This window comes from Pseudomonas cerasi (genome assembly GCF_900074915.1).
GTDB lineage: Bacteria > Pseudomonadota > Gammaproteobacteria > Pseudomonadales > Pseudomonadaceae > Aquipseudomonas > Aquipseudomonas cerasi.
Genome location: NZ_LT222319.1, coordinates 4,402,442 through 4,415,142 on the forward strand (window position 1 = coordinate 4,402,442; position 12,701 = coordinate 4,415,142).

The 12,701-nt window shown below is 55.7% G+C and carries 13 protein-coding genes; 4 read left to right on the forward strand and 9 right to left on the reverse strand.

Annotated features, from left to right (window positions below; translation table 11 throughout):
- The first annotated feature begins 82 nt into the window (after positions 1–82).
- From PCPL58_RS32175 to PCPL58_RS32180, 4 genes are read left to right on the forward strand one after another with little or no spacing between them, the layout of a single operon-like run.
- Positions 83–622: a DEAD/DEAH box helicase gene (locus PCPL58_RS32175; RefSeq protein WP_232002839.1), complete on the forward strand. Its 540-nt coding sequence runs from the start codon at positions 83–85 to the stop codon at positions 620–622.
- Positions 619–2,157, forward strand: a complete 1,539-nt coding sequence (locus tag PCPL58_RS21920) for a helicase-related protein (RefSeq protein WP_232002841.1) — start codon at positions 619–621, stop codon at positions 2,155–2,157. The genes PCPL58_RS32175 and PCPL58_RS21920 overlap by 4 nt, the downstream gene beginning before the upstream one ends.
- Positions 2,154–3,311, forward strand: a complete 1,158-nt coding sequence (locus tag PCPL58_RS30015; protein ID WP_232002842.1) for a DNA-processing protein DprA — start codon at positions 2,154–2,156, stop codon at positions 3,309–3,311. The genes PCPL58_RS21920 and PCPL58_RS30015 overlap by 4 nt, the downstream gene beginning before the upstream one ends.
- 41 nt (positions 3,312–3,352) lie before the next feature.
- The gene (locus PCPL58_RS32180; RefSeq protein WP_232002843.1) at positions 3,353–3,499 is read left to right on the forward strand and encodes a hypothetical protein; all 147 of its coding nucleotides are present in this window, start codon (positions 3,353–3,355) and stop codon (positions 3,497–3,499) included.
- 55 nt (positions 3,500–3,554) lie between these two features.
- Here PCPL58_RS32180 and pdxJ read toward each other — a convergent pair whose 3' ends face one another.
- From pdxJ to PCPL58_RS21965, 9 genes are all read right to left on the reverse strand, one after another.
- The gene (pdxJ, locus tag PCPL58_RS21925; RefSeq protein WP_065350431.1) at positions 3,555–4,301 is read right to left on the reverse strand and encodes a pyridoxine 5'-phosphate synthase; all 747 of its coding nucleotides are present in this window, start codon (positions 4,299–4,301) and stop codon (positions 3,555–3,557) included.
- A 59-nt stretch (positions 4,302–4,360) separates the two neighbouring features.
- Positions 4,361–5,044 (reverse strand): DNA repair protein RecO, encoded by a 684-nt coding sequence (gene recO / locus PCPL58_RS21930; protein ID WP_065350432.1) that lies wholly within the window; start codon positions 5,042–5,044, stop codon positions 4,361–4,363.
- A gap of 60 nt (positions 5,045–5,104) precedes the next feature.
- Positions 5,105–6,007 carry a GTPase Era gene (gene era, locus PCPL58_RS21935; protein ID WP_003363707.1) on the reverse strand — a complete coding sequence of 301 codons (903 nt, stop codon included), beginning with the start codon at positions 6,005–6,007 and terminating at the stop codon, positions 5,105–5,107.
- Positions 6,000–6,689, reverse strand: coding sequence for a ribonuclease III (rnc, locus tag PCPL58_RS21940; protein ID WP_002554906.1), 690 nt, complete (start codon positions 6,687–6,689; stop codon positions 6,000–6,002). The genes era and rnc overlap by 8 nt, the downstream gene beginning before the upstream one ends.
- On the reverse strand, positions 6,686–7,063 hold the full coding sequence (locus tag PCPL58_RS21945; protein ID WP_003384196.1) for a DUF4845 domain-containing protein: 378 nt from the start codon (positions 7,061–7,063) through the stop codon (positions 6,686–6,688). Before PCPL58_RS21945 ends, rnc begins: the two co-directional genes overlap by 4 nt.
- A 114-nt stretch (positions 7,064–7,177) precedes the next feature.
- Positions 7,178–8,032: a signal peptidase I gene (gene lepB, locus PCPL58_RS21950; protein ID WP_003363711.1), complete on the reverse strand. Its 855-nt coding sequence runs from the start codon at positions 8,030–8,032 to the stop codon at positions 7,178–7,180.
- A 9-nt stretch (positions 8,033–8,041) separates the two neighbouring features.
- Positions 8,042–9,838, reverse strand: a complete 1,797-nt coding sequence (gene lepA / locus PCPL58_RS21955; protein ID WP_024660706.1) for a translation elongation factor 4 — start codon at positions 9,836–9,838, stop codon at positions 8,042–8,044.
- A gap of 171 nt (positions 9,839–10,009) precedes the next feature.
- Complete coding sequence (locus PCPL58_RS21960) at positions 10,010–11,440, reverse strand: DegQ family serine endoprotease (protein WP_232002958.1); 1,431 nt, start codon at positions 11,438–11,440, stop codon at positions 10,010–10,012.
- 299 nt (positions 11,441–11,739) lie between these two features.
- Entirely contained in the window at positions 11,740–12,699 is a 960-nt protein-coding gene (locus PCPL58_RS21965) for a MucB/RseB C-terminal domain-containing protein (RefSeq protein ID WP_065350434.1), read from the reverse strand.
- Positions 12,700–12,701: the final 2 nt, after the last annotated feature.

The window sequence follows — 12,701 nt, forward strand, 5'->3', positions numbered from 1 at the left end:
GTACTGCTGAAGCACAAGCCAATAATGTATAGCCTGCTACAGGCTACAAAAGAAAACTCAATTCGAAGCAAGGAGAGCTTACTTGAATTACAACCACTCGCGCGCCCTAGAATTACTCCGCACTGGCTCGAACAACCCGAACGCTCAATTTCGCGATGGTCAAAAGGAGGCGATTCAAGGCATTGTGGACGGCCATAATAGATTGCTTGTAGTGCAAAAAACAGGATGGGGGAAAAGTTTTGTATATTTCATCGCAGCTAAGATTTTACGTGAGCAGGGGCACGGGCCAGCTATATTGATCTCCCCTCTGTTGTCTCTAATGAGAAACCAGACCTTGGCTGCAACTCGAATGGGTGTAAAAGCCGCGCACATCAATTCAGATAACGAAGACGAATGGATGCTCGTCGAGCAATCGATAAAAACAGACGATATTGATGTTTTAATTATTTCCCCAGAGCGACTTGCCAATAGTCGATTCCGCGAAAAATCGCTGGCACAGCTAGCCTCAAATATCTCTCTCTTAGTTGTGGACGAAGCACATTGCATTTCCGACTGGGGGCATGATTTTAGGCCGCATTATAGACTGCTTGAAAGAACGATAAAAAACTGCCTCAGAACATGAAAGTATTGGCAACAACGGCCACCGCAAACAACAGAGTGATCGACGATCTCACTCATGTGTTAGGCCCTGACATTGAAGTATCAAGGGGCGACTTGAACCGTGCCTCACTGACGCTACAAACGCTACACATACCTAACCAAGCACTGCGCATGGCCTGGATTGCAGATCATCTGAACTATTTGAAAGGCAGTGGAATCATATATGCACTCACGGTCCGCGACGCAGAGGAGCTTACCCGCTGGCTAAAGCACAAAGGCTTCACCGTTGAGGCATATACTGGGCAAACGGAGGACCGGGCAGCCATTGAAAAAAATCTTGATGACAATGTTTTGAAAGCCGTCGTTGCCACTACAGCATTGGGAATGGGCTACGACAAACCCGATCTTTCATTCGTCATACACTATCAAATGCCCAGCTCAGTGGTGGCCTATTATCAACAAGTAGGGCGAGCTGGTCGAGCGTTGCCAAGTGCCTATGGTATTTTACTTTTCGGTGACGAAGAAAAAAGTGTAAATAATTTCTTTATCGATAATGCCTTCCCTTCTCCCGAGCTGGTAGAGAGTATATTAAAGGCCTTGGCGGATCATCCGGAAGGCTTGACGCTCCCCTCGTTGATGAAATGTTTGAATTTCGGAAAAGGCCGAATTGATCAAGCACTCAAGCTGATGGCTTTGGAACTCCCCACGCCTGTTGTGTACGAGAGTTCCAGATGGCAGCTCACTTCTTCAGAGCTGAATCCCGACTTTTGGGAACGCGCAGAGAGAATGACATCTCTGCGCCAGCAAGAACTTCAACAAATGAAGGACTATTGTAAACTTCCATTTGGACGGCACATGCAGTTTTTGATAGAGGCGCTGGATGGCGATCCCCGATCCGTATCACCCCCTACACTCAAACCTTTTGCTGCGGCCGTCAGCAAGCAAGCCGAACAAGAGGCACATGACTTCTTGTGCCGATCAAATTTACCCATTGATCCCCGGAAAATGTGGCCTGCCGGCGTGATGCCTTACTACCAGACAAGCGGTAGAATCACCCCAGCTCATCAAGCACAACAGGGGCGAGCACTCTGCGTATGGGGTGACTCTGGATGGGGTGCCCAAGTCAGAAAAGGCCGGTATGTCAGCCAGTCTTTCGACGATGAGCTCGTGGAAGCTTGCGTAAAAATGTTTAACGCATGGAATCCCCAACCGGCCCCGACATGGGTGACTGCTATCCCGTCTCTTCGGCACCCTGATCTAGTTCCTGAGTTTGCTCGCCGCATCGCCCGCAGACTCGGGTTGTCGTTTCATGAGGTTCTGAAAAAAACCGAGCATCGGCAAGAACAAAAAGCCATGGCCAACTCAACGCAACAGGCTTTGAACGTCGATGGGTCGATGGCACTGATAACTGATAAAATCCCGACTGGCCCTGTATTGCTGATAGATGATATCGTCAACTCACGTTGGACCTTCACCACCGCCGCTTGGCTTCTGCGAAAAAGCGGAGGTGGCGAGGTATGGCCATTAGCACTTGCCTTTAGCGGACACCAAGAATGACGCCGGACCTGTCTCCGAATACTCAAGCTATATTACTACTGACGGCACCATTGATTATTGGAAATACTCCTTCCAGGGACCTGCTCTCGCCGGCAGAATATAAACGTTTAGCGGTGCACCTTAGGCAGATGCATCGGCAACCGTCGGACTTAATGGCCGCGAATGGATCCACATTGATTTCTGCCTGTCAGACAGTCGTTGACGAAGCGAGACTCAGAAAGCTACTTAACAGGGGTTTTTTGTTAAGTCAGGTTGTTGAACACTGGCAGTCACGTGGAATCTGGGTCATTAGCCGGGCAGACAGTGTTTATCCGAGGCGACTGAAAGCAAGGCTAAAAGAAAATGCTCCAGCTATTTTATATGGATGCGGCAACGTCGAACTATTTGAATCAGGCGGGCTGGCCGTCGTAGGTCCCCGCGATGTCACTCATGACCTGATAGAGTACTCGACTACTGTTGGTCAGCTGGCCGCGCGCGCATCTATCCCTATTATCTCTGGGGGGGCAAAGGGCGTAGACCGCGCAGCCATGGATGGGTCATTGCATGAAAATGGGTACGCATGTGAAGTAATGGCCGAGCGTCTGGATCGGGGAGCGCTCGATCGCAATAATCGTTCTTATATAATGAGTGGACAGCTCGTTCTTGTATCTGCCTATGACCCAGGCTCGGTTTTCAGCGTTGGGCATGCGATGCAACGAAACAAACTCATTTATGCCCTTTCGGATGCTTCGCTTGTAGTCAATGCAGAAGTTAATAGAGGAGGTACATGGTCTGGCGCGGTAGAGCAATTGGACAAACTTAAATTAGTTAAAGTCTACGTACGATCAACAGGCACCCCCTCAGAAGCGCTAGACTTGTTGACAGAGAAGGGCGCACTTGCGTGGCCAAACCCAAAAACAAGATCAGACTTCAAAGATATGTTTGAACATCCCGCAAGCGTTATAGGGGAAAAACAAGACTTGCTGTCTTTAGCCAACGATAACGTGGACACGAGCCTTTCCGACAGTCTGTCATCACAGACGGCAATAAACGAAGCACCACCTGCTGAATATATTCCTCTAGAAACTGGCGCACCTGTACCTGCGGCAAAAAAAGAAAGCCCAGAAAGAAAACACAAAAAAAACCTTCACTCAGCCCAGCGGAGGCTTTATTAAAAACAGTGCATGAAGTATTAGAAGATATTTTGAAACACCCAATGAAAGAAGAAGAAATAGCCTCCATTCTTGAAGTATCGATTACGCAGACCCGAATCTGGCTAAAACGCTTGTTGGAAGAAGGTCGCATAGAGAAACAAATCAGGCCTGCACGCTATTTTCTCGCGCCCGAACGCTTATTCGAATAGCGATTAAATCTTTAAATAAAGTAACCCAGAGGCATACCAGGTTACTCGGAAAAACCTAATGGGACATCGCAGCCGCCACGATCAACGCTTTCATCTCGGCCACTGCCGCCTTGAAGCCGACGAACAGAGCATGAGCCACTAGCGCGTGGCCGATGTTCAGTTCGTTGATGCCCTTGATCGCGGCGACCGCTTCGACGTTGTGATAATGCAGGCCGTGACCGGCATTGACGATCAGGCCCTGGGCGAGACCAAACGCTACGCCGTCGGCGACCCGCTGCAGTTCTTCGGCGACTTCAGTCGGGGTCTGAGCATCGGCATAGCGACCGGTATGCAGTTCGATGGCGGGGGCGCCGACGCGTTTTGAAGCGGCGATCTGACGCTCGTCGGCGTCGATGAACAGTGAAACCTCGCAGCCAATCTTCGCCAGTCGCTCGACCGCTGCCTTGATCCGCGCTTCCTGCCCTGCCACGTCCAGACCGCCTTCGGTGGTCAGCTCCTGCCGTGTCTCAGGCACCAGACAGATGTGCGCTGGGCGAATGCGTTCGGCAAAGGCGAGCATTTCTTCGGTCACGCCCATTTCGAAATTCATGCGGGTCTGCAAGACATCCTTGAGCAGCAGGACATCGCGCTCCTGAATATGGCGGCGGTCTTCACGCAAGTGAACGGTGATGCCGTCGGCGCCTGCCTCTTCGGCGTCCAGGGCAGCCTTGACCGGGTCCGGGTAACGCGTGCCACGGGCCTGACGCAAGGTGGCTACGTGGTCGATGTTCACGCCGAGAAGGATGCGAGTGCTTTGGGTCACGGTGGTCTCCAGAAAAATGGGCGAGCTGGTCGAAGCAGGCTGTAGAGAATAAAGCCTGATCAAGGCTTGCGAAACAGTTCACGACTGACTAACGGGCGACCGCCCAAGTGTACCGCCAGCGCCTGACGCATCAGACGCTTGGCAGCGGACAACGCACCGGGGACGCTCCAGTCCGCTTCGGACATGGCCAGTAATTCCGCGCCCTGAAACAGACCGGGCTGAAGCAGGTAGACACGCTCGAGCCCGGCATCGACCTGCAAGCGATACATGCCATCAACGGCCAGCGGTTCGCCGTTGATGTCGGCGTCCATCGCGAAGCCATAGCCCAGGTCATCCAGCAACCGCCATTCGAACGAACGCAGCAACGGCTCCAGCGGACGCCCCAGAGAAAGGGCCAGCAGCGTGGCAGCGTAATGTTCGAACACGGCAGGATGAGGGTCTTCGGCAGGCAACAGGCGAATCAGCAGCTCGTTGAGGTACATGCCGCTGAATAACGCCTCGCCGGTCATCCAGGTAGCGACGCCCGCGCTTTCCATGCGGCCGACATTCTTCAGCTCGCCCCGCCCTCGAAACTCGACCTCGAGGGGCACGAATGGGCGTGCCAGCGAACCCGTCTTGCCCTTGGCACTGCGCAGCACGGCACGCAGACGGCCCTGAGGCGTGAGGAAGTCGACCAGCGCGCTGTTTTCGCGATACGCACGGCTGTGGAGCACATAAGCAGGTTGGCCGGTAGGCGTGCTCATCAGGCTGGCTCGAAAGAGAAGTGTTCGCCCGACCATAGCAAGGTCGGGCGAAAGGACAGCTTAGAGGTCGCCGTAGCCAAGGGAACGCAGTGCGCGCTCGTCATCGGACCAGCCACCTTTGACCTTGACCCACAGGTTGAGCATCACCTTGGAGTCGAACAGCAGTTCCATGTCACGACGCGCATCACTGCCGATGCGCTTGATGCGATCGCCCTTGTCGCCAATGATGATCTTCTTCTGTCCATCGCGCTCGACAAGAATCAGCGCATGGATATGCAGGGTGCGGCCCTGCTGCTTGAATTCTTCGATCTCGACGGTGATCTGGTACGGAAGCTCGGCACCCAACTGGCGCATGATTTTCTCGCGGACCAGTTCGGCAGCCAGAAAGCGGCTGCTGCGATCAGTGATCTGGTCTTCCGGGAAGAAGTGGTCATTCTCGGGCAGGTGGGAGGCAATCAGGCTTTCCAGCGCCTCGAGGTTGTGACCATGCTGCGCGGAGATCGGCACGATGGACGCATTCGGCAACTGGCCCTGCAGCCACTCCAGATGCGGCATCAGATCGCTTTTGTCTTCGATACGATCGGTCTTGTTGATCGCCAGGATGACCGGCCCCTGGACATACTGAACGCGCTCCAGAACCATCTGGTCTTCGTCCGTCCAGCGGGTGCGATCGACGACGAAGATGACCACGTCGACGTCCTTCAGCGCCGCCGAAGCGGTCTTGTTCATGTAACGGTTGAGCGCTTTCTCGCCATTCTTGTGCATGCCGGGAGTATCGACATAGATTGCCTGCACGGCGCCTTCAGTCTTGATGCCCAGCATGTTGTGGCGCGTGGTCTGCGGTTTGCGCGAGGTGATCGCGAGCTTCTGACCGAGAATGTGGTTGAGCAGCGTGGACTTGCCTACGTTGGGACGGCCGACAATGGCAACATAGCCACAGCGTGTTGCGGTTGTATCATTCATGACCGTTCTCCACGCCCAGGGCGATGAGTGCTGCTGCGGCGGCTACCTGTTCGGCGATCCGGCGGCTGACACCCTGTCCTCGGCTTTTTTCATTCAATAGGTTGATCTCGCATTCGACGAAAAACGTCCGGCAATGCGGCTCGCCCTGGATATCCACCACCTCGTAACGCGGCAGTTCGCAGGCCCGCGACTGGAGAAATTCCTGCAGTCGGGTCTTGGGGTCCTTGTTGGTGTCCACCAGCGTCAGGCTGTCAAACTCGGTTGTCAGCCAGGCCAGGACGCGCTCGCGCGCCGCCTCCATGCCTGCATCCAGATAGATCGCCCCGATCAGCGCCTCGAGCGCGTCGGCGAGAATCGACTCACGACGGAAACCACCGCTTTTCAACTCGCCCGAGCCAAGGCGCAGGTACTCGCCCAGATCGAAACCACGGGCCAGCAACGCCAGGGTCTCGCCCTTCACCAGCCGCGCCCGCAAGCGGGACAACTGGCCTTCGCGAGCCTGGGGGAAACGCTCGAACAGCGCCTCGCCAGCCACGAAGTTGAGAATGGCATCACCGAGAAACTCCAGACGCTCATTGTTGCGACCGGCAAAACTGCGATGGGTCAGGGCCAGGACCATCAGTTCCTGATCCTTGAAGGTGTAGCCGAGCTGACGCTCAAGGCGGCTCAAGGATACGCTCACGGTTTACCCACACTGAATTGCTTGTCGAACTTCAACACCAGATCGATGTTCTGGAACCACGGTTCACGCTGCTCATAGTTCAAATGAGCCTGGAACGCATTGTTCTCCACCGTCACTTTCAACGCCTTGTTCAAATCTATATCCCGAATGCTGTTGACCTGCATGTTCTTACCGACATAACCGTAAAAATCGTCGACCGTGGTGATGTCCAGGGTCTTGTTGGTGTCGACCGCTTCGATGATTTTCTTCATCGTCATGTAGTCGAGGTAGTGCGGAACCAGCTTGAAGGCCGTGCTCGTCGCAAACGCGACCAGCGCCAGCACCAACAGCCAGCCCACGAAAGAAAAGCCTTTTTGAGAAGTAGAGAACGTCATGTTCGACTTCGACCTCAAGAGTGCAACGCCTCCTGACCGGGTCGACTCATGCTTCAGAGGCGTTTCCAGTCAGCCCAAATGACATGCGGCGCTGCTCAGGCAGCGCCGCATCGATTACTTGATCAGCCCTACGCGCGCAAAATTGGGGAAGTGGCTCAGTTTCGGCTCGGGCCAGCTCATCCACACCGCGAACGCCTTGCCTACGATGTTCTTGTCCGGGACCATGCCCAGCTCGTCCTTGGGAATGTTGGGATCATCCCAGTAACGGCTGTCGTTGGAGTTGTCACGGTTGTCGCCCATCATGAAGTAGTGCGCGGCAGGCACTGTCCACTCACTGTCAGGCGGCGCGCGGTAGCGGCTCATTTCCTGACGGATCTGATGTTCGACTTCGCCCAGCTGCTCTTCATAGAGTTCCGCGCTGCCCAGTGTACCGGGCTCGGTGCCGATCAGCTTCTTGGCGACCAGCTCGCCATTGATGAACAGCCGCTTGTCGCTGGTGTAGCGGATACGATCACCCGGCAGACCGACGACACGCTTGATGTAATTGACACTCGGGTCGCTCGGATAACGGAACACCATCACGTCGCCACGCTGCGGATCACCGATCTGAATCACCTTCTGGTCCAGTACCGGCAGGCGAATGCCGTACGCGAACTTGTTGACCAGAATGAAATCACCCACATCCAGTGTCGGCTTCATGGAGCCCGAAGGAATCTGGAACGGCTCGACCAGAAACGAACGAAGCACCAGCACGATGAACAACACCGGGAAGAACGATTTGCCGTACTCGACCAGCAAAGGCTCCTTGTTCAAGCGCTCCACGACAGCAATGTCAGGTTCGCCCACGCTGCCCTGATAGTTGGAAATGGCAGCCCGGCGGCGAGGCGCCAGGATGACCAGATCAATCAGTGCAAGCACGCCACAGACGAAGACAGCGATGACCAACAACAGCGGGAAATTTAGTGACATAGGACCTGACTATTCCAACCTGAGCACTGCAAGGAAGGCTTCCTGTGGAATTTCCACGTTGCCGACCTGCTTCATGCGTTTCTTACCGGCCTTTTGCTTCTCCAGCAATTTACGCTTGCGGCTGACGTCACCGCCGTAGCATTTGGCCAATACGTTCTTTCTAAGCGCCTTGACGGTTGTCCGGGCCACAATCTGACCGCCGATAGCTGCCTGAATTGCCACGTCGAACATCTGTCGAGGGATCAGCTCTTTCATCTTCTCGGTCAACGCACGCCCTTTGTAGTGTGCGTTGTCGCGGTGAACGATCAGGGCCAGGGCGTCGACCTTCTCGGCGTTGATCAGAACGTCGAGCTTGACCAGGTTGGCCGACTGGTAACGATCAAAATGATAATCCAGCGAAGCATAACCGCGGCTGACAGACTTGAGACGATCGAAGAAATCCAGAACCACTTCGTTCATCGGCAAATCGTAGCTCACCTGGACCTGCGTGCCGAGGAACAGCATGTCGTGCTGTACGCCACGTTTTTCGATGCACAACGTAATGACGTTGCCCAGGTGCTCCTGCGGCACAAGAATATTTGCGCGAACGATGGGCTCGCGCATGTCTTCGATGGCCGAGAGGTCAGGCAGCTTGGATGGGTTATCGACGTAAATCGTTTCGCCGGTCTTCAGCAACAGCTCGAAGATTACGGTTGGCGCGGTGGTGATCAGGTCGAGATTGTATTCACGCTCCAGGCGTTCCTGGATGATCTCCATGTGCAGCATGCCGAGGAAGCCACAGCGGAAGCCGAAGCCCAGCGCATCGGAGCTCTCGGGCAGGTATTGCAGTGAAGAGTCGTTCAGGGTCAGCTTCTGCAGCGCTTCACGGAAGTCTTCGAAGTCGTCCGAGCTGACCGGGAACAGGCCTGCATAGACTTGTGGCTGAATACGCTTGAAGCCGGGCAGCACGTCGACGTCGGGCGTGGTGCTCAGGGTCAGGGTGTCACCGACCGGCGCACCGTGAATGTCCTTGATGCCAGCGATGATGAAGCCTACTTCGCCCGCTTTCAGATCGACGGTTGCCGTGTGCTTGGGGTTGAACACGCCCACGCTGTCGACCAGATGCAGCTTGCCGGTCGACTTGACGAGAATCTTGTCGCCCTTCTTGACGCGGCCGTGGCGCACACGCACCAGGGACACGACGCCCAGGTAATTGTCGAACCAGGAGTCGATGATCAACGCCTGCAGCGGATCCTCGATATTGCCGGTCGGTGCCGGAATGGTTGCGACCAGACGCTCGAGGACCTCATCCACGCCCATGCCGCTCTTGGCGCTGCACGCCACGGCATCGGTGGCGTCGATGCCGATGATCTTCTCGATTTCTTCCTTGACGCGGTCCGGATCGGCCTGCGGCAAGTCCATCTTGTTCAGTACCGGCATGACCTCAAGGCCCTGCTCGATGGCGGTATAGCAGTTGGCGACCGATTGCGCCTCGACGCCCTGCCCTGCATCGACCACCAGCAACGCACCTTCGCACGCGGCCAGAGAACGGCTGACTTCGTAGGTGAAGTCGACGTGCCCGGGGGTGTCGATGAAGTTCAGCTGGTAGGTAATACCGTCTTTGGCCTTGTAATACAGGGTAACGCTATGGGCCTTGATGGTGATCCCGCGCTCGCGCTCAAGATCCATGGAATCGAGCACCTGCGCTTCCATTTCGCGCTCGGTCAGGCCGCCGCACATTTGAATGAAGCGGTCGGCCAGCGTCGACTTGCCATGGTCAATGTGGGCGATGATGGAGAAATTGCGGATATGACTCAAATCACTCACGGATCAACACTCAAAAAGGTTGCAGGCAGATTCCCCGCCGAAAAATAGCCGGGAATTGTACCTGAACTAAGCAAGAGGCGTCACGCTTACAGGCACCCGGATCGGCGCACGGTAAACAAACGGGTACAAAAAAGGGTGGCCATGGCCACCCTTTCCTCTTAAACCGACCGGTTACTCGGACAGCTTGAAGGTAATGAAGGTCGCACGGCCCTGACGCAGAACACGCATCGAGACAGAGCGATCCTTGGGCAGGCTTTTCGCCACCTCAGTGAACTGCTTGCTGGACGTGATCGCCTGATTGTTCAGGTGAGTGATCACATCACCCGCCTGCAGACCGATCAGCGAAGCCGGGCCGCCTGTGACTTCCTTGATCGCCACACCACCTTTGAGATCCAGGGATTTCTTCTGCTCGGCGGTCAGCTCGATCACCGATACGCCCAGACGATTACTGCTGCGCTCGGCACCCGTACCGCCAACATCGCCCATTTCCTGACCTTCATCAGGCAGTGCACCGACGGTGACCGTCAGCTTCTGACGCTTGCCGTCGCGAATCACTTCAAGTTCGGCCTTGCTGCCGTCCTTGAGGTTGCCGATCAGGTGCGGCAGGTCAGCCGACATGACGATTGGCTGACCGTTGGCGCTCAGAATCACGTCACCCACCTGCACACCACCCTTGGCAGCCGGGCCGTCGTCAAGCACTTGCGCAACCAGCGCGCCGGCAGGCTTGTCCAGGCCAAACGACTCGGCGAGGTCCTTGTTCACTTCCTGGATGACCACACCCAGCCAGCCGCGGCTGACTTTGCCATTGGCCTTGAGCTGATTGGCCACATCCATGGCGACGTCGATCGGAATCGCGAACGACAGCCCCATGAAACCACCGGAACGCGTGAAGATCTGCGAGTTGATCCCGACGACCTCGCCCGCCATGTTGAACAGCGGGCCACCCGAGTTACCCGGGTTGATGGCCACGTCGGTCTGAATGAACGGCACATAGGTGTCGTTAGGCAGGCTGCGCCCCTTGGCACTGACGATACCCTTGGTCACGGAATGGTCGAAACCGAACGGCGAGCCGATCGCCAGGACCCATTCGCCGACCTTGAGCGTATTGGAATTACCCAGCTTGGCAGTTGGCAGGTCCTTGCCTTCAATTTTCAGGACGGCAACGTCGGTACGCGGATCGGTACCCACCAGCTTGGCCTTCAACTCGCTGCGGTCGGACAGGCGTACGAGAATTTCGTCAGCGCCGTCGATTACGTGATTATTGGTCAGCACGTAGCCGTCAGGAGAGATGATGAAACCCGAGCCGAGGGACTGGGCCTCACGCTGGCGATCACCCTTGCCAGCACCCGAACCTGGCGGACGCGAACCCGGCGGCATGCTGCGCTCGAGAAACTCGCGAAGCATCGGCGGCAAGCCTTCCAGATCAGGCATTTGCTGATTGGCGACGGCACGGTCCGGCAACTTCTGGCGCGTACTGATATTCACCACTGCGGGCGACGCCTGCTCGACCAGCCCGGTGAAGTCCGGCAGGTTTTCGGCTTGAGCCGTAGCAACCTGACCGAGCATCAGCACAGCGGCAATCAATGAAAAGTAGGATTTCATGCGTGGTATCGACATATGGCTCCCGTTCGTAACGAGGAAAAAATTAAGCAGTCCGAAGCAACCGACTCAAAGACCTCAAGCAGCGATGCTCATCTCTGGATCAGCGACATGGCCTCTGGAAACGACAAAAGGCCAGAGCTGCGAGGCTGTGACCTATAGAAAAAAAACAGAGCTTTTGCAATCTGCAAACCTCACCAAACATTTCAGCGCCTGTGCCCGAGCCAGGTTGAGTGCGGCCTGGCGGCTTCTGTAACCCAGGATGAAAATTTTTACATCCTGGGATCCGTGACTTCAAATGTTTATTTATTGGCTGGAGGTTCGTCGTTACGCATCGACAATGCTATGCGCTCCGCAGTGCCCATCGGAACTTCTCCGACGACCGTCACCATCATGTCGCCCTGCGGCGTGGTGAGACGGCGCGAAACAGCCACTGTAGGGCCTAGCTGGGTGCGAATATCCGAGGAAGATCCGCCTTTCACCGACTCGATGAACACCGAAAAACGCGCCAGACCGTCACCATACATCAGATGGGTAACGGAGGATTGCGTGGAGGCGTCCTTGCGCACGCCACTGCTGCTGACTTCGAAACCCGGCGGCAGCCAGTCCGAATGCCAGGCCACAGGACTTATGGACGCTTCGGGCTTGGTTTTCACCACAGACACGGGTTTGCAATCGGCACTGGTCTTGAGCGTTTGCTCGGACAGAACACCGGCGGTATCGAGATCGGTAAACTGGAAACGTTCGAGCAACTGCCCCTTCTCGCTCAATAGAAGCGACTTGAGCACAAGACCGGTTTCGTTATCCAGGTGAAGTTCGAGGCCGTATCGATGCTGGTCCTTGGGGGACAGCGCAACGATGGTTGCCTGGCGACCGGCCACTCTGGATTTGCCGACAACTTTTATGTCGTACCAGGCGGAGAGTCTTTTGACATCGAAGGCGCGGGCAGATGAGTCGGCCGGATTGGCCACGCCCGCTTCGAGTGTGCCGCTGACGCACTGGGTAAGCCCGTCAACACGCAACACTTCCTGAGCAGAACCATCAAGTTGCAGCAAGCGCTCCTGAACATGACCTTCCGCTATGCGGTGCCAGATTCGGTGGGTAGAAAAACTACCGTTGCGCTCGTATACAAAAGTACCCTGATAGCTCTGCTGCTGATCAACCTTGGCAAGACGATTGATTGCGTCTTGGGCATCATCAGCCTGTACCGGTAGGGCAAGCCATCCACCAAGCAGTAGCGGCAGTAGAGGGACGGCTCGCATGA

Excerpts from the sequence above, each read along its gene's own strand:
- PCPL58_RS32180 (WP_232002843.1), top strand. The coding sequence starts at position 3,353 with ATGAAAGAAGAAGAAATAGCCTCCATTCTTGAAGTATCGATTACGCAG.
- PCPL58_RS21960 (WP_232002958.1), bottom strand. The coding sequence starts at position 11,440 with ATGAAATCCTACTTTTCATTGATTGCCGCTGTGCTGATGCTCGGTCAG.
- recO (WP_065350432.1), bottom strand. The coding sequence starts at position 5,044 with ATGAGCACGCCTACCGGCCAACCTGCTTATGTGCTCCACAGCCGTGCG.
- lepB (WP_003363711.1), bottom strand. The coding sequence starts at position 8,032 with ATGTCACTAAATTTCCCGCTGTTGTTGGTCATCGCTGTCTTCGTCTGT.
- PCPL58_RS30015 (WP_232002842.1), top strand. The coding sequence starts at position 2,154 with ATGACGCCGGACCTGTCTCCGAATACTCAAGCTATATTACTACTGACG.
- era (WP_003363707.1), bottom strand. The coding sequence starts at position 6,007 with ATGAATGATACAACCGCAACACGCTGTGGCTATGTTGCCATTGTCGGC.
- PCPL58_RS21965 (WP_065350434.1), bottom strand. The coding sequence starts at position 12,699 with ATGCGAGCCGTCCCTCTACTGCCGCTACTGCTTGGTGGATGGCTTGCC.
- PCPL58_RS21920 (WP_232002841.1), top strand. The coding sequence starts at position 619 with ATGAAAGTATTGGCAACAACGGCCACCGCAAACAACAGAGTGATCGAC.
- PCPL58_RS21945 (WP_003384196.1), bottom strand. The coding sequence starts at position 7,063 with ATGACGTTCTCTACTTCTCAAAAAGGCTTTTCTTTCGTGGGCTGGCTG.